This window comes from Streptomyces sp. NPDC045701 (assembly GCF_056432045.1).
On sequence record NZ_JBWKJV010000023.1, the window covers coordinates 65,855 to 83,347 of the forward strand.

The window sequence follows — 17,493 nt, forward strand, 5'->3', positions numbered from 1 at the left end:
ATTGGGCCACTGTCTGCTGTGCTCTGCGCGCCGATGGCGTACAGGAAGGAATATCGATGCCGCAAAGGATCACCATCGTGTCGGTGGGTATCCGCGGAGACACCCAACCGCTCGCCGCTCTGGGGGTTGCCCTGCAGCGAAGAGGTTACGCCGTGCACCTTGTCGGAGCACCCCGATACGCGGACACGGTGTCCGGCACCGGCGTCGAGTTCAGCGCTTTGGAACCCGACTTCGAGTCGCTGTTGGCAACGCCTGACGGTCAACGGTGGCTGACCGCAGGATCGAACTCGCTGGGCTTCGCGCGCTGGATGCGGCAGGTGGTCAGCTCCAATCTGGACCAGTTGTTGCAGGGGATCTCCACGGCGGCGCGGCCCAGCGACTGTGTCATCTACTCTCCCTTCGCCCTACCGGCGGAGAGTCTGGCGGAGCGCTGGGAGGCCGCGTCGTTCGTGGCCTCCTTCATGCCGGCGCACCCGACCCGTGCGTTTCCAGCGATCGGCTTCAGTCGCTCCTTGGGCCCGATCGGCAACGCTTTGAGTCTGCGGGTGACGGAACAAGCGTTCTGGCAGGTTTTCCGCAAGCGTGTCAACGCATGGCGGACCGCGAGCCTGGGCCTCCCGCCGTGGCCGCTGACAGGCCCCTTCGGTCAAAGGCGCCGGGAGCAACGGCCCACTCTGTACTGCTACAGCCCTTCCGTACTTCCCGCTCCCAGCGACTGGCCCGCGACGGCACACGTCACGGGATATTGGCTGTTCGACCGCCCGCGCGACTGGGAGCCTTCCCCCGAGCTGGCGGCGTTCCTCGACACGCAGGGGCCGCCAATCGTATACGTCGGCTTCGGCAGCATGGTCACCGATGATCCGACACGTCGCCACAAGCTGATCCGGGATGCGCTTCAAAGGGCCGGCGTGCGCGGAGTCCTCCTCGGTGACCCGGCAGTGACGCCCTCGGACGACCTCAGCCACGTGGTGTCGAGCGTTCCTCACGCGTGGCTCTTTCCGAGGATGTCCGCGGTCGTCCACCACGCGGGGGCCAGTACGGTGGGCGCCGGTCTGACAGCGGGAGTTCCCACGGTCACCTGCCCCCACTTCCTCGACCAGCCGTTCTGGGGGTCCCTGGTTCATGCCCTGGGCGCCGGGCCCCGGCCGCTACCCGCGAATGACTTGACGTCCCAGAACTTGGCCGCAGCCATCGGGCAGGCGGTGAGCGATCAGGCGATGCGCCACAGGGCCGAGCAGCTCGGGCGCCGTCTTCGTGACGAGTCCGGCATCGAGACGGCCTGCGGCATCGTGGAGCGTGCTCTGGGCCAAGCCGGATTGCCAGTCGCGAGGAAGGCCTGCTCGTGAATGGTCGGAGAAACGTCGTCGTGGCCGGTGGCGCCGGCTTCCTCGGCTCTCACCTTTGTCGCCGCCTTCTGGCCGACGGGTGCTCCGTCACCTGCGTGGACGACCTGAGTACCGGTAGGACAAGCAACTTGGAGGACCTTGCGACATGCCGGGACTTCCGGTTCGTCCATAGGGACATCGTCGAAGGGGTCGCTATCCCCGGCGACGTCGCAGCGGTGTGCAATCTGGCCTCGCCCGCATCTCCATCCGATTACCTCGCCCGGCCCGTGGCGACGCTGCTGACAGGATCAATCGGGACACGGAATCTGCTGGAGCTGGCGCGGCGGAAAGGCGCCCGCTACCTCCTCGCCTCGACGAGTGAGGTCTACGGCGACCCACAGGTACATCCGCAGACCGAGCATTACTGGGGCCATGTGAACCCGATCGGACCACGCAGCTCTTACGACGAGGCCAAGCGCTTCGCGGAAGCTCTGACCACCGCCTACCGCGCGGCCCACGGATTGGACACGAAGATCGCGCGGATCTTCAATACCTACGGTCCAGGCATGCAAGCGGACGACGGCCGTATGGTGCCGACCTTCTTCCGGCAGGCCCTCGCGGGAGAACCGATGACCGTCCACGGAGACGGCCGACAGACTCGCTCCCTCTGCTTCGTCGATGACACGGTCGAGGGCCTCGTCCGTCTCCTCCGCTCATCTCACTGCGGTCCGGTAAACATCGGAAGCCCCCACGAGTTGAGCGTGCGGCGCGTTGCCGAGATGATCCGCGACCTCACAGGCTCCCGCTCCCGGATTGTTTCGGCACCCAGGATGGTCGACGACCCGAAGGTCCGCTGTCCGGACATCAGCCTCGCCATCGAGGTGCTCGGCTGGAAACCTGCCACGCCCCTGGAAGCGGGACTGAGAATCACCGCTGCTTCCCTGGCCGGCAAGCCGGCAAGCCGGGAAGCTGGCGCGACCGTACTCCCGAGCTTGCCCCCACGGTTGAGTCGGCAGCTTCTGTGACGGGCCGAGTCAGGTCGGTGTAGCGGCGTACGGGTTCGCCGGTGGGCCGGTCGAGCCCGGCCCGGCGGTGCCCGCCATGCGGACGAGGATGCGGGTGGACGGTCGATGCCGGCACGCCGGGGACCGGTCCGATCCCGGCCGGGCCCAGTGGCCTCACCCTCGACCCGCCAGCGGCGTATCCACTTGTCACGGTCGCCCGCGAGACACCCGTCTCGGCCGCGACGTGCGCGAGCGGACGACCAGAGCCGATACGGGCAACCAGCAGTCGTCACCCCAAGACGGTCACCAGCACGTTCCAACGAAATCACGGCAGGCTCGCGGCTGAGCGAGCGGGCACAGGGAAGGACGGCCGACGCAGGCCGGGGTCCTTCACCTGTGCCCGCTGCTCCGTCAACCGTGGAGCACGCGATGGATGCGGTGAGCGATACCGTCGATGGTCGCGGCGGCCATGAGCTCCATCATGGACAGTTCGCAGCTGAAGGTCTGCTGAAGGGCAACTGACAGTTCTGCGCCCATCAGTGAGTCCAGCCCGAGATCGGCGAGATTCGCAGCCGGGTCCACCCGGTCCGGTGTGGTCTGCAGGATGTGCGCTGTCGCGTCGACGATCGTCCCGGTGATCAGGTCGAGACGCACCTGCTCGCTTTCGGCATTCTTCAGTCGCCGGCGCAGGTCATGGGCTTGTGTGCGCTGAACCCGGCTGCTGCCGTGGGAGAGCTGGGCGCTGAATCGGGGGACGGACAGTGCGGGCAGCAGGTGGGTGAGTCTGTCCCAGTCCATGACGCCGATGGCTGCTTGACCATCGGGGCGGGTCATGTGCCGGTCGAGGGCTGCCAGGGCGGTGGCGGGTGTGATCAGTCCGATGCCGGAGCGCATGATGGTGTCGGCCATCCGGGTCCGGGCCACATAGCCCGTTTCGGAGATGCCGCCCCAGGCCAGTGCGAGACCCGGCCTGCCGTGGTCCCGGCGCCTTCGCATGAGCGCTTCCATGTACAGGTTGGCGGCCGCGTAGGGAGCCTGGTGCTGGTTGCCGATCAGAGCGGCGACGGAGGAGTAGACGACGAAGAAGTCCAGACTCTTGCCCAGGGTGAGCTCGTGAAGGATTTCCGCGCCGCGTACCTTGGGCGCCAGGACGTCGGCGAACCGCTCTCTGGTGAGATCGTCCATGGGCGCGTCGTCGAGGCGCATGGCGGCGTGCACGATTCCGCGTACCGGGCGGCCGCACTGTTCCGCTTCGGTGAAGATCGCCTGTACGGCCTCGGGGTCGGTGATGTCGGCGGCGAACACATGGGCGGTCACATGAGCGTCTTCGAGGTCGGCGAGCAGCGCTGCGGCCTCCGGGGCTTCGATGCCGCGCCGGGAGACGAGGGCCAGGTGGCAGGCGCCGCGGCGGGCGAGGTGACGGGCGGTTGCCGCTCCCAGGCCGCTCAGCCCACCGGTCACCAGATAGGTGGCGTCGGAGTCGAGGCGGGGTGCTGGGAGAGGCTCCGTGATGGAGACGGGCAGGCTGTCGGTGAAGGTGATGACGACCTTGCCCAGGTGACGGGAGTGGCGTAGCGCGCTGAAGGCGTCGCCGATGCGCGGCGCCGGGTGGACCTGATGGGGCAGTGGCCGGTAGGTGCCGTCGGCGACGCGGTCCGTGACCGTACGGAACGCGGCTGCGACCTGCTCGGGAGCGTCGGCGATCAGACGGGTCACATCGACTGCGAAGTAGGCCAGGTTGTCCCGGAAGGGTCGCAACAACAACGGGGTGTTGGCGTAGATGTCACGCTTGCCCAGCTCGACGAACCGGCCGCCGGGCTTCAGGCACTCGAGGCTGCGGGCGATGGCCTCGCCGGCCAGAGAGTTCAGGACGACGTCGACGCCTCGGCCGTCGGTTGCCTCACGGACCGGGTGCGCGAAGGAGAGGTCGCGGGAGTTGAAGACGGCGTCGGCGCCCAGGGCGCACAACAGGTCCCGTTTGGCCGGGGTGCCGGCGGTGGCGATCACCCGGGCGCCGACGTGACGGGCATGGGCCAGGGCCGCCAGACCGATTCCGCCGGCGCCACCGTGTACCAGCAGGGTGTCCCCGGCCCGAAGGCCGGCTAGCGTTTCCAGACTGTGCTGGACGGTGAGGCAGACAGCGGGCAGGGTCGCCGCCTGCTCGAAGGTCATGTGGTCCGGGATACGGCCGACCTGCTCGATGCGTACGCGCACCTGCGAGGCGAAGGTGCCGTGTGCGAAGGCGAACACCCGGTCCCCTACCGACCAGCCGGTGACGTCTGGTCCGGTAGCGGTGACGACACCGGCGCACTCCAGGCCGAGGAGCGGACCGGTGGGGGTGGCCGGTTCGGCTCCGGGTGGAAGCACCCCTTCGGCGAGCATCACGTCACGGTAGTTGAGGGCGGCGGCCCTGACGCTGACGACGAGTTCGCCGGGGCCGGGGCTTCCCGGATCGAAAGGTGCCCAGACCGGCCGACGGCCTCGTTCCGGCCGACTCAGCCGCAGTCGGTAGGTGTCGTGCCGACCGGCATGCCGGGTGACGGAGGGAAGGGCGCGCAGGCGGGGGGTGAAGCGCCCGTCGGCTTCCCACACGATCTCGTCCTCCTCGCCGGGGTCGAGGAGTTCGGTGAGGAGCCGGGCGGCATCGGCCGCGTGATCGCTGGAGGGGGCGAGGCTGATTCGGCGTACGGTCAGCGTGGGATGCTCGTTGGCCACGACCCGGCTGATTCCCCACAGTGCCGCAGCCCACGGGCTGCCAGAGGTATCAGCGGGGGCCGGGTGGAGGCCGGTCGGCGGGGTGATCACCCACAGTTGGGGGTCGGTCCCGCCGGCCGCGGTGCCTGTGGCTGCCGCACCTCTCAAGGCACCTGCGGCTCTGGTGATGACATCGGCATCGGGCCGGTCCTGGTCGGCGCCGAACAGCATCACGATGTGCCGCGATGCCAGGTCGGTGGGTGACTGGTCCCAGGCGTCCACGGTGCTGGGCAAGGAGGTGGTGCTGACGTGTGCCCCGGCTGCCTCAAGGGCAGCGGCCAACTCGGTGCTCAGGCACCGGCCGGCGGAGTCAGTGATGATCACCCAGGGGGCGTCGGTACGGAAGGACTCCCCTGTGGCCGGTGGTGCGCTGTGTGACGGAGCCTGCGGTGACGTGGCGCGGCGAGCAACCAGCAGACAGTAGTCCTCCGAGGTCTCGGGGCTGTCGCTGCCGGTGTCGACGACGGCGTCGAAGCCGCATTCGGACAGCAGAGGCTGCCACGCGGCGCGCGGGAGCAGAGGGCTGGAGCGGAGCTCGTTGTCGTTGAAGGACCAGTAATCCGGCAGCAGCCCGAAACAGGGACCGAGGATCTCCTCGTCGTGGCTCTCCACTGCCAGCAACTGCCCGCTCTCAACGAGCAGTTGCGCCAGGCGCGTGCAGGTGGCGCGCAGGTCGGTCGTGGCGTGTAGCACGTTGGCGGCGACGATCACGTCGAAGGAGTTGAGGTGGAGGCCCTGCTCGACCGGGTCTCGGTTGAGGTCGAGGGTGCGGTAGTCGAGGAAGTCGTAGTCGGCGAACCGGGCTTGTGCGCGGGGGAAGAAGGCCGGTGTGATGTCGGAGAAGGTGTAGCGGGTCAGGTGGGGCGGCAGTACGGGAAGCAGCGCCGTGGTGAGGCCACCGGTGCCACCACCGACTTCGAGGACGCGCAGCGGCCGGTCGGCCGGCCACTCGCGCAACGCCTCCTCCAGCGCGAGGCGGGCGTAGTGGCTGTGAGCTCGCATTTGCGGGGTGTCGGCGTAGAACGATTCCACCAGGTGGCGGTCGGCCTCGCTGAACAACATCTGGCGGGCGTCGGTGCGGCCGGTGAGGATGTCCGTCAGGTGCGTGCCGCAGCGGGCGTACAGGGCGATGGCGGTGATCCACTGGGGGAACAGCTCCGCACACTGCCGCAAGCGCGCTTCGGGGGCGGCTTCTGCGCCGGTGAACTGCCAGTATTCCTCGCCGGTCGGTGCGGCGGGCAGGCGGCGCAGCAGGCCGGCCCGGGTCGCGAGTCCGGCCAGCAGTCGCGCATAAGACACGTACTGCGGTCGCAGGCCCGCCTCCAGCAGGTCGCTCAGCCGAAAGCTGTCCGGGGTGCCCAGGAGAGCGGCGAAGCTCGCGGCTGCGTAGTGCCCGGCCGCGGTCTTCACCAGGGGAGCGAAGTGGGGGTAGTCGTCCGCCAGCTCCAGCTCGAAGGCGGCCCGGGCCTTGGCGGTGGCGGCCACCGTATGCGCGGGGTCGGGCAGTGGTGCGGGGGTCGTTGCCGTCGGCCGGCCGGGACGCGGTGCGTACCGCAGTACGGTGGTCAGCTCTCGCAGTTGCTCCCGTGGGGTGACGGCGTGCAGGCGGCAGCCGGACAGATGCACGGCAACGGTGCCGTCGTCCCCGGTCACGGCGACGTCGATGACCGCGTCCGAACCCGTGAGGTGGCGCAGACTCACGTGAATCATCCCGCTGGCCGCCGGCCGCCGCCATACGCGGGCGGACTCGATCGCGGTGGGCAGGAACACGCGGCCGTCGGCTGCCCGGGCGAGGAGCGGGGCGGCTGCCTGCAGGGCGCCGTCGCAGACCACCGGGTGTGCTTCGAACTCGGCATGCCCAGGAGTGGCCGGTGGGGGCAGTCGGTAGGTGGCGGTGACCGCCGTGTCGGACACCTTCAGACCGGTCAACACCTGGAACGCCGGTCCGTAGGACAGACCCGCACGGGCAGCGTGCTCGTAGTGCACGGTGGCCTCCACCTCCGTGCCCGCACCGGGGCCGCTCAGCGGTGCCGGGGCAGGGGCCGTGAGGCGGCGAACCCGGCCGCGAGCGTGCGGTGTCCACTGCGCGGCGGCGTCACTGCGGGAGGCGACGAGGACGATACCGTCCTCGACGGACAGCGAGGTCTGGACCGATACGGACGTCGGGTCATCGGCGCGCGGGAGGGTCAGTGGCCTGAGCACATCGAGGTCGGTGACCTCACAGTCTGCGCCCAGTCCGGCGCGCCCCGCTGCCAGGACGGCTTCCAGGTAGGCGGTGGCCGGCATGACGATGTCCGTGCCGACCCGGTGGTCGGCCAGCCAGGGAATCCGGCCGGGGGTGAGCTGCTGGTGCCAGGTGGGCTCGGCCACAGCCGCCCGTCGCCCCAGCAGCGGATGCACGAGCGCCTTGTCCTGCGGGATGGTGACCCACCAGTCGGGCGTTCCCGTCCAGTGCCGCTCACGCTGCCAGGGATATGCGGGCAGGGACACCACGCTGCCGGGGCGGGGGAAGCACCGCGCGCCGGCGCGGGCTCCGGCGGCGATGACCGCGGCGGTGGCGCGGCGAACCGCCGCTGGGCCCCGGGCGTCGCGGCGCAGCGTCGCGTGAGCACCCGTCTGTACGGGCAGCAGCCGCTTCAGGTAGGTGGCGAGGATCGGGTGCGGGCCGACTTCGACGAAGTGCGTGCACCCCTCGTCGGCGAGGGCCCGTACGGCGTCGGCGAACAGGACGGGTCGGCGTACGTTCCGCCACCAGTAGTCTGCATCCAGCCGTTGCCCCGACAGGAGCGCGCCCGTCACGGTGGAGGCGAACAAACAGCGGCCCCGGCGGGGCCGTAGTGCGCGCAGCGGCCCCACGACCTCCTCGTGCACCGGGTCCATGTGCCGTGAGTGGAAGGCGTAATCGAGGTCGAGCTCACGGAAGAACACCCCCCGGGCCTTCAAGTCCCCGCCCAGTTCTTCGAGCGCGACCGCGTCACCGGCGATGGTGACGTCACCGGGGCTGTTGACACCTGCTACTTCCAAACGGCCGTGGAAGGACGCCACCTCCTTGCCGGCCTCCTCACGACCCAGACCCACCGCGGCCATACGGCCGCTGCCGGCCGTGACCGCCTGTGCCTGGCTGCGCACCGCGACGACACGGCACGCCTCCTCCAGATCGAGGCAGCCGGCGACGTACGCGGCGGCGATCTCACCGACACTGTGGCCGACGACTGCGTCGGGCTCGATGCCGCAGGCTTCCAGAAGCCGCACGACACCGACCTGCAGGGCGAACAGAAGGGGCTGGGCCACTTCGGTGCGCTCCAGTCCCGGTGAGCCTGCGGAAAGCACCTCACGCACCGACCAGCTCAGGTGGGGGCGCAGGCACGCGTCGACCTCGTCGATGGCGGCCGCGAAGACCGGCTCGGTCAGCAGGTCGGTTCCCATGCCGGCCCACTGTGACCCGTTGCCGTCGAAGACGAAGGCGATCCGTCCCGGGGCCGCCCGGACGGTGGTTGCGGCTGCTTCTGGCAGCTCGCCGCCGGCCACCCGCAGCAGATCCTCGGCGGCCTGCGACGTGTCCTCGGCCCAGACGCAGGCGGTGTTCTCGTGACGGGTGCGGCGCTGGGTAGCGGTGTAGGCGATGTCGTAGAGGTCGTCGTCGGTGAACTGCAAGTGCTCCGCCAGCTGCTGGCACGCCTGTGCCAGTGCTGCCGGAGTCCGGGCGGACACCACCACCGGCAGTGCGGCGCTCCGTGCCCGGCTCGGCACGGCCTCGGCTGTCGCCGCGGGCGCGGGGTGATGGGCGGCCAGGATCAGGTGGGCGTTGGCACCGCCGAATCCGAACGAGTTCACTCCCGCCAAGGCCACGCCGGGCGCATCGAGTGGTTCCAGCCGCGTGACCGGGCGTACGTTCAGCTCGTCGAACGCGATCGCGGGGTTGAGCTGCTCGGCATACAACGTGCCTGGGATCTGCCGGTGCTTGAGGACCAGCAGTGCTTTGAACAGGCCCGCCATTCCGGCGGCTGCCTCCATGTGGCCGAGGTTGCTCTTCACCGATCCGATCGGCAGAGGCCCCCGGCTGCGGCCGACACCCAAGGCCCGGCCGATCGCCTCCACCTCCAACGGATCTCCGGCCGGGGTGCCGGTGCCGTGTGCCTCCAGGTAGGCAACGTCGTCGGGCACCAGTCCGGCCCGCTCGTACACCTGGCGCAGCAGCGCCTCCTGCGCAGTGCTGCTCGGCAGTGCCAGGCCGGGGGTCCGGCCGTCGTTGTTGGTGCCGCTGGATACGATCACACCGTGGACGCGGTCCCCGTCGGCCCGGGCGTCGGACAGCCTCTTGAGCATCACCAGCCCGCCGCCTTCCGCACGGGTGAAGCCATCAGCGTGCGCGGAGAACGGCCGGCACCGCCCCGTCGGCGACAGCATGGAGGCGTTGCAGAATCCGGAGAAGACGTGGGGATTGAGAAGGACGTTGACCCCGCCCGCCACCGCAAGACGCGCATGCCCGCCACGCAAGTGCTCGCACGCCTGGTGCACGGCGGTCAGTGCCGAGGAGCACGCGGTGTCGACGGCGAGGCTTTGTCCGTGCCAGTCGAAGTGGTGCGACAGCCGGTTGGCGACGATCGCTCCGGCCATTCCGGACATGGTGTAGGCGTTCCCCGACTCCGGTGAGAGCGACTGGAGTTCGCCGTAGTCCCGACTCGAACAGCCGATGAACACCGCTGTGTCGGATCCGTTCAGCGTCGCCGCGTCGGTGCCGGCGTCATCCAGTACCTCCACCGCCATCTCCAGCAGCAGCCGCTGCTGCGGGTCCATCTGGGCCGCCTCCCTCGGTGAGATGCCGGTGAAGAACGAGGTGTCGAAGCCGGAGATGTCCCTGAGGAAACCGCCTGCCGCGGTGTATGACCGGCCCGGGCGCCTGGTGGCGTCGACGAACTCCGCGACGGGGAATCGATCGGGCGGTACTTCGGTCACCAAGTCGGCTCCGGCCGCCAGAACAGCCCACAGGTCGTCCAGGTGCTGGATATCGCCCGGGAGGCGACAGGCGGAGCCCACCACGGCGATGGCGTCATCAGGCAGAAGCTGCACAGGAAGAGGCAACGGGTGCTCCAAGCAGGAAGGGGAGAGGAGATGAACCGACGGCGCGCGTATGCGCGTGAGAGGGAGCTACCGGACAGGGAGCGGGGGTCCCGGTCAGGAGTCGCTTGCGGCCGAGCCGTCGGCGCCCACGAAAGTGAAGCCCAACGCTCGCTGGAGATACCGTTCATCGAGGGCCGCAGGTTCAGACAGCCCCGCGGTCGCGGCCAGGGTGTGGGTGCGGTCGAACTCGTGCTGGAGCCGGCAGTAGTTGAGGAAGCCGGTCAGGTGCGTGGCGATGAACTGTTCGGCCGGTGTCGCGTCGTTGAGGTTCTGCGAGCATTCCAGCCGCAACCCCCGGTAGCGCTGTTCGAAAGCGCGCAGCAGGCTTCCGAGTCGTGTGGGGTTGGGATGCACGACGTGATAGGTGTGCACCCCCGCTCGGTCATGTGGTGTGTCGTACCCGATGCGGACCATCGCCTCCGTCGCATAGTCGCTCGGCACGATGTTGAACGTGGCCGAAGCCGAGGCCTTCAGCCGCAACCGCACCCCCGTCCCCGAAGGGCGTTCGGCAGCGGACGGAATGCCGGGTGCGCCGCCGATCGCCACTGTCTCGATCATCCGCCCCAGCATTGCCAGCGGATGATCAGCTGCTGTTTCCGGCAGCGGGCGGTCGCTGGCGATGATGCCGGGTCGTAGCACCACCGCCGGGCGGCCACGACGGGCGGCCCAGCCCCGGACCAACTGCTCCGCCTCGTACTTGGAGGCGTCGTAGTGCGTCACGAAGCCGTATGCGTCCGTGAGATCGTCCTCGGCCACCGATCCGGCAGGCCGGTTTCCGGCAACCGCCATCGTGCTCATATGTACCAGACGGCATTCGGGCCGAGTCTGATCGGCGAAGGCGAGCACTTGGGCCGTGCCGTGGGCATTGACGCGGAAGAGCCGGTTCCGCTCCCCGGCGAGCGCGATGTCTCCGGCACAGTGCCAGACGGCATCGACCTGATCGGCCAACCGTGCGTGCATGCCGGGCGACAACCCGAGCCACGGCGCTGTTACATCACCCCTGACGCAGTGCAGGCGGCGCAGGGCATCAGCTTCCGTATCGCCGTGCAGACTGATGGCAGTCACGACACGACGTCGCAGATCGGGAAGATCACCGCGGCCGAGCGCGATCACACGCTGGGCTCGCGTTGTCAGAAGAGCATGGGCGATGCGGGAGCCCACGAATCCGGTGGCACCCGTGATCAGAACGGTCACCGCCTCAGCATGGACGAATGAATCTAAGAGATCAAAACGAAGAAGGATCAGTTAAAAACATTATAGGATCAGCGGGTGGTGGGGTTGGGGCTATGTCCAATCCGGCTGAGTCAGCGCCGGCGTCATTCGGTTCAGTGAGCGCTTCCCCGCGATGTGCGCCTCTGACCACCACCAATTCCTGACCGTGCATCCGATTATGGTCCGGGTGAATTGGTTCGCTCTTTCGGCGACAAGTGGAATGGGCCCCCATGGACTGACTGCCGTACAGCAGCGAGGGGTCACCCGCACTCTGCTGCGGGTCCGGCGTATGGCGCTCGTTCGAAGCGTTGAGGAGCCTGGCCAGGGTCGCGGCACAACCCTCAGCAGGTCGCCGATGCTTCGGCCGCGCACCTGGACGCCGCGGTTACGCCGCCGCCTGTGGGGCCTGCGCTGGGTACGCCCCGGCACCAGTTCGAAGCGAAGGAGTACGGACGGGACGACCGCCCGTTTCGGGTCGTACGGGGTGGCTGCACTCCCTCCAACACGTACCAGGCAACCGGCCCGGAGGACCGTCACCGCAGAGGGCCCGCGGCGTTCGTCAACCGGCCGAGGCTGACCTCGCCGAACAGCCGCACCTCACCCGGCGTCAGGTCGGTGAGGAACGCACGAGGCGGACCGGAACCGGGCGCCGACACAGAGGCGTCCGTGGGCGACCCGTTCGATCTCGTGCCGCTCAGGGCCAGGGTGCCCGGGACGCGGGCGCGCAGCGGCGCCTCGGCGGCCCGTTCCGAGAGCCACCACTCGGCGCGTGGATGCCGCTGTCTCTCGTTGCCGTCCGCCGGTCGTCGTCCAAGTCCGGTCCTCGCACCCCCCGGACGGCATGGGACTTGCCCAGCGGCAAGGCATGCCGCGTTACTGATCCGTCTGGGGAGAGGGGAGGACGATGATGTCGAGCGTCCCGCTGGTCGCCAAGACGGTGAAGCCGTGCCCGGTCAGAACGGCCCTCACCGCGGTGAACACAGCCGACCCTCTGCTCAGACCCGCGCTGTCGGGGGGTCCGGCCAGCTCGGCGGACCCACCCAGCGGGGTCCAGGACACCCTGGCTCCAGCCGGAACCTGGACCACTCGCATACCGGGCGTTTCCTCATCCGCTCCGTCCGCCAGACCGAAACCCGCCCGCAGCAATACGTGCCGTACGCAGCGCACCAGCTCGGCGTGAGTGCCGTTCATATCGCCCACCTGTCTCACATCCCACTGCAGACTGGGTCCACCGTCAGGCTATCTCCCGCTCCGGCCACCCCGCACCCGCCTCGGGGACGGCAGCAGCACGGCCCCGAAGGGGCAGCGGCCCGCCGCGGAGCTGCCGGCCGCCTGCCCGCGCCTCCACCCGCCCGGCCAGTGCACGGACCGTCGCTGCCTGCCGCGCCGCCCGTCCAGCGCCACCCGTTCGCCCGCCGCCGGGCCGGTGCCGCCGCCTGCACCCGTCCTCCAAGCTCGCGCCTGGGGACCGTCACCGTGATGTGCGTGGGCGCCGACGTGCGGTGCGAGCCCTTCGGCGGGCGGATCGAAGCCCGCGTGGATCTCGGACCTGCGGTCGGTGAGGCCTTGCCCGTTCCCGCACTTTACCGGGTGGCACGCATGGGGTGAGGAAAGCGGCATTCAGCCGGTATTTTCGGTTGGGGCGAGGCAGGATGTGGGGATGAGTTCTCGTCTGGCGGGTGGTGTGGTGGGGCATTCGGTCACGGGGCTGTGGCTCCGGATGCCGGCCACGCTGAAAAGTCCTGAGGTCAGCGAGGCCCAGCGGGAAAAGATGTTGGCCCTGGGGGCCGCGGAACCGGCTTCGGTCGCAGCGGAAGGACGCCCGGTCACCGCCGCGGAAGGGCGGCGCATCGCGTTCAAGAGTTTTCGCTCCCGCTCGGCACGCGGCAGGCGCGTGCTGCGCCGCGGGAGCGCCGGAAAGCCTGGCACGGGAAAGGGAGCCGCATGACCACCTTCGTCATCACGATTCCGGGCACGTTCCTCCACGAAGTGACCGAAGCGGAACGAACCGCTCTCGTGCAGCAGCTACGTCCGGCCGACCCGCAGCACACGACGCTGGGCCAGAGCGAGGACCTGGACATCCTCACGGTCAACGACGACGGAACCTTCAGCCTCCGCCTCAAGGTGGAGGCCGACGACCGCCGCAGCGCGGAACAGCGCGCCAAGCAGGCGGCCGCCACCGCCCTGCGCGGAGCGGGCATCGCCGACGGCCAGGCGCCGCTCGGCCCGACAGCGGTGACCGGCATCGACACCTAGCCATCGCTCGGCAGGCACCCCGGACGGCGTCGCCACCACCGCGCCGCCGCGCTGATCCCGTTGTCCGACGCCGGGGCCGTCGCTGTGCCGCTGCCCGGTCCGCCGCGCCGGTCCGACCGCCGCCGCGCCGCCTTCCGTCCGCCACACGTCACCGTCGCGTCGGTCGCGGCGCGTGCCGCTCGGGCGCTTGGCGGGGTGGTGGTGGCCGTCCGTCCGCGGGGTGTCGGCGGCCGGAGCCGTGTTGTTCACGCGGCCTCTCAGCCCTTGCCTCGGCATCGACGTGGTGCGAGTCCACCGAGTCGTGTCTGTGCCCCGCCGCCTCCGCCCGGTCGGCCCGGCGCCGCGGGCCGACCGCCGTCCGGTGTACGCCCGCTGCGGCAGCCGGCGCACCGACGAACGGCGGGGCCAAGGAGCCGTCGTACCCGGAGCGGCTCAGTCCCTTGGCCGTGAAGAAAGGCCGGTCTGGTCGACACCCTGAACAACGCCCAGGACTTCACCGTCTTCGCGCCGGCCAACGACGCCTTCGCTGAAGATTCCCAAGGCGGACCTGGACAAGGTCCTGAACGACAAGGACACTCTGACGAAATCCTCACCCACCACGTCGCAAGTCAGAAGCCCACCCCCGAGCAGTTGGAGAACGGCACCTTCGAGACCCCGCAGAAGGGGACACCGGCCCCGTCCGGCTCGGGCGAGTCCTGCGAGGTCAACAGCAACGCCACCGTCGTACGCGGCAACGTCTCCGCCGCCCACGCGACCGTCCACATCATCGACGCCGTCCTCACCGAGCCGTACCGGAAGGGCCCAGAACCACCCGGGCCACCGGCCCTGCCGTCTTCCCGACCCGGGGCAGCGGTGGACGACGGCTGGAGGCCCGCACATGGTCCAGCGCCAGGGATCCGCCGCCCTACGCCGCCCGCCCGAGCGGTTTCCTCCCCATGCCCCCACGAGGTGCCCGTTGACGCCCGAACCACCGCCCGGTACCGGAACACCCCCGGCCGACGGCATGACCACCCACCTGGCCCTGCGTCACCTTCCCGGCGCACCGCAGGCCGCCGTTCTGCTGCTGCCCGGCGGGCGCGCCGACGCACTGGCACCACCGCCCCGGCTCGATCTGCCGGCGCTGCGCATGAGGCCCTTCGCCGCTGCGATCCTCCGCGCGTCCCGCCCGTACCCGCTGCTGGTGGCCGAAGTGCGCTACCGCCACCGCGGTTGGAACGGCCCACGCGGCGACGCCGCCCAGGACGCGCGCCACGCCCTGCGTGAGCTGCGCTCCCTGGCCGGTCCTCTGCCCGTGGTCCTGGTCGGCCACTCCATGGGCGGGAGGGCGGCACTGCGGGCCGCCGACGAACCTCAGGTGACCGGCGTCGTGGCTCTTGCCCCTTGGTGCCCCCCGGGTGAACCCGTCACCCACCTCGCTGGTCGCACCATCGTCGTTCTGCACGACGAAGAGGACCGCGTCACATCGGCGCGTGCGTCCTGGGACTTCGTCCGCAGGGCCCGCACCGACGGGACGCGGGCCGTCGGTATCGCCATGCCCCGGGGCGGCCACCGCATGCTGCGGTATGCCGGCACCTGGCACCGGCTCGCAGCCCACATGACAGCGGCTGTCGTCGGTCGCACTCCGTTTCCGGCCGCGTTCTTCGAGGGGCCGCCGACCGGCGCGTACATACCGATTCCCGCACGGCAGGCCCTTGAGGCTGTCAGGCCATGAGTGGGCCCTCCCACGCAGCGGCGGGCAGCCCCGCCGGGAAACGCCGCTCACCGGCCTGGCAGGATCCGCCACAACCGCCGGCGGCTTCGTGGCGGAATGTCAATGGCAGTTCCTGAGGGCCACTTCGCGATCGACCACACCGTGTTCGGGTGCCTGCCGGCGGCCCTGGCGGAGGCCGCCCGCCCAAGCCGCCGGCCCCGGACGGATCACCCGCATGACAGGCGCCGGAGCGGGAACCTGCCGCGTATGACCGGCTTGGCTGACCTCGAAGAAGGCGACCGTCGCATCACCCGGAGCGTGGCGCACTGGACCTCGCCCCTCGCGCGGCAGGCGCTGCCCGCGGTGGAGGCGGCGGCCGAACGCACCAAGCTCTGGTGGGCCGCCGCAGCGGTCATGTGCGCCACCGGCGGCTACCGGGAACGGAAAGCGGCGGTCGCGGGGCTGGCCGCCATGGGCCTGGCGGAACTGGTCTCCAACGCGGTGTGCAAGCAGCTGTACGAGCGGCGCAGACCGCCCAAGGAGCTGATCCCTCACGAGGATGTCCACGACCGGCCGGACAGTTCTTCCTTCCCCTCCGGCCACACCGCTGCCGCCGTCGGCTTCACCGCCGCCGTAGCGGGCACCCACCTCGGGTGGGGCGCCGTCTGTGCCGTCCCGGCGGCGGCGGTCGCGGTCGAGCGGGTGCACTCGGGGGCCCACTATCCCAGCGACGTGGCGGTCGGCGCCGCCATCGGAGCGGTCGCCGCCCGCCTGATCCACCGTGCTCCCCGGCTGTGGCTGCGACGCCTGCTGTGAACCGCCTCCTCCGGCGGGGATCGGGGATGGCCCGGTGCCCCGGGGGTACGCGCTGTGGTGACGCGCTCAGGACAACCCGGAGGAACCCGCCCGCGTGCAGGCGGGCGATCGACAGTGTCACGGTCGACGTGGCCGAAATCAAGGAGAAAGCGCACCGATGAGCGACAAGCCGCACTCCCCAGACGAGACCCCCACGCCCGAGGAACTGCGCGAGAGGACCGAGGCGACGCGCGAGCGGCTCGGACAGACGGTGGAGGCCCTGGCCGGCAAGGCGGACGTCACGGCGCAGGTCCAGCACCGGACCACCGAGGTGAAGGCGCAGGTGCGGCAGAAGGCAGCGCAGGTCAAGGAGAAGGCGGCCCAGGCCGCGAAGGTGGCACAGGACAAGCTCCCCGACCCGGTCGCCGTGACGGCCGCCCAGGCCAGGGAACAGATCACGCAGGCCGCGGCCACGGTGGTGAGCACGCTCCAGGAGAAGACCCCGGCGGCGGTCAGCGAGAAGGCGAGTGAGGTCACGCGGTCCACGCGCCGGCGTCGCGGGCCCTTGACGGCGGTGGCCGCCCTCGTGCTGCTGGTGCTGGTCAGGAAGCGCCGGAACAGGGCGCGCCGGTGAGAGTGTCCAAGGTCGCCCACACACCCGTCGGCCTGGCCCTCGGGGCCGCCGGCGGCATGATCGCCGGGGCGGCGTTGAAGCAGACGTGGAAGATGCTCGGGCACGACCACGATGTGCCGCTCGACGGGGCGGAGGACCGGCTGGCACGGCTCCACGCGTCCATGCTCGACCCCACCGTCGACCGAGCTCTGCGCGAGACCCGCGCACATCTCGACCGGTGCTGGAAGCAGCTTCAGCCGCTGTACGTCGGGTCCGAGGACGAACCGGCCGCCGGACAGGGCTGACAGGGCCGACAGGGGAGGGGCGGTGCTTCCGGGGGAGGGGCCGCAAGGGCGCGGGCCCTGCCGGATGCGGGGTCCGTGTCCGAGTGCCAGTCTGGTGACTGGGCACGAAGCGACTGCCAGGAGGTGCCGTCATGGGCATGGAAGGAATGAGGCAGCGGGCCAAGGACATGGCTGAGAAGTTGCGGCAGCAGAAGGGCCAGACCGAGCAGAGCGGTAAGACACGGCACATGGCCCAGGGCCGCACCAAGCTCGTCGAGGAGCAGGTGAAGAAGATCCAGGAGCGGCGACACCGGAACCGGTGAGGCGAGCCGGGCCGACCGCCCGGCACGCACGCTCTCCGACTTCCATCCACCCCGGCCGTTCCCGCTGTGCGGTTGCGGTGGGTCGGCACGGCCGGACACTGACGTCCGGCCGTGCC

General features: G+C 70.1%; 10 protein-coding genes and 2 pseudogenes. 9 read left to right on the plus strand and 3 right to left on the minus strand.

Translation table 11 applies throughout. The annotated features are described in order from the left end of the window. Positions 1–56 precede the first annotated feature (56 nt). Positions 57–1,346 carry a glycosyltransferase gene (locus AC07DW_RS22760; RefSeq protein WP_478859506.1) on the plus strand — a complete coding sequence of 430 codons (1,290 nt, stop codon included), beginning with the start codon at positions 57–59 and terminating at the stop codon, positions 1,344–1,346. Positions 1,347–1,366: 20 nt separating this feature from the next. After that, complete coding sequence (locus tag AC07DW_RS22765) at positions 1,367–2,350, plus strand: UDP-glucuronic acid decarboxylase family protein (RefSeq protein ID WP_478859537.1); 984 nt, start codon at positions 1,367–1,369, stop codon at positions 2,348–2,350. A 19-nt stretch (positions 2,351–2,369) separates the two neighbouring features. Here the strand turns inward: AC07DW_RS22765 and AC07DW_RS22770 are convergent. The 3 genes and pseudogenes from AC07DW_RS22770 to AC07DW_RS22780 all read right to left on the minus strand — a co-directional run. Next, positions 2,370–2,615: pseudogene (locus AC07DW_RS22770) on the minus strand (helix-turn-helix domain-containing protein); the annotation flags it as partial. 125 nt (positions 2,616–2,740) lie between these two features. After that, entirely contained in the window at positions 2,741–10,153 is a 7,413-nt protein-coding gene (locus AC07DW_RS22775; RefSeq protein ID WP_478859507.1) for an SDR family NAD(P)-dependent oxidoreductase, read from the minus strand. A gap of 105 nt (positions 10,154–10,258) precedes the next feature. Then, on the minus strand, positions 10,259–11,398 hold the full coding sequence (locus AC07DW_RS22780) for an SDR family oxidoreductase (RefSeq protein ID WP_478859508.1): 1,140 nt from the start codon (positions 11,396–11,398) through the stop codon (positions 10,259–10,261). A 1,962-nt stretch (positions 11,399–13,360) separates the two neighbouring features. Here AC07DW_RS22780 and AC07DW_RS22785 point away from each other — a divergent pair. The 7 genes and pseudogenes from AC07DW_RS22785 to AC07DW_RS22815 all read left to right on the plus strand — a co-directional run bounded on the left by AC07DW_RS22785 (position 13,361) and on the right by AC07DW_RS22815 (position 17,377). Next, positions 13,361–13,672, plus strand: a complete 312-nt coding sequence (locus AC07DW_RS22785; protein WP_478859509.1) for a hypothetical protein — start codon at positions 13,361–13,363, stop codon at positions 13,670–13,672. A gap of 474 nt (positions 13,673–14,146) precedes the next feature. Then, positions 14,147–14,395: pseudogene (locus AC07DW_RS22790) on the plus strand (fasciclin domain-containing protein); the annotation flags it as partial. Between the two features lie 280 nt (positions 14,396–14,675). Further along, positions 14,676–15,383 (plus strand): alpha/beta hydrolase, encoded by a 708-nt coding sequence (locus AC07DW_RS22795; protein WP_478859510.1) that lies wholly within the window; start codon positions 14,676–14,678, stop codon positions 15,381–15,383. Positions 15,384–15,629: 246 nt separating this feature from the next. Further along, a complete protein-coding gene (locus AC07DW_RS22800) occupies positions 15,630–16,178 on the plus strand; it encodes a phosphatase PAP2 family protein (RefSeq protein WP_478859511.1) in 549 nt (182 codons plus the stop codon). A gap of 157 nt (positions 16,179–16,335) precedes the next feature. Further along, complete coding sequence (locus AC07DW_RS22805) at positions 16,336–16,791, plus strand: DUF3618 domain-containing protein (RefSeq protein WP_478859512.1); 456 nt, start codon at positions 16,336–16,338, stop codon at positions 16,789–16,791. After that, the gene (locus tag AC07DW_RS22810; RefSeq protein WP_478859513.1) at positions 16,788–17,075 is read left to right on the plus strand and encodes a DUF4235 domain-containing protein; all 288 of its coding nucleotides are present in this window, start codon (positions 16,788–16,790) and stop codon (positions 17,073–17,075) included. Before AC07DW_RS22805 ends, AC07DW_RS22810 begins: the two co-directional genes overlap by 4 nt. Before the next feature lie 131 nt (positions 17,076–17,206). Then, positions 17,207–17,377 carry a hypothetical protein gene (locus AC07DW_RS22815; protein WP_478859514.1) on the plus strand — a complete coding sequence of 57 codons (171 nt, stop codon included), beginning with the start codon at positions 17,207–17,209 and terminating at the stop codon, positions 17,375–17,377. Positions 17,378–17,493: the final 116 nt, after the last annotated feature.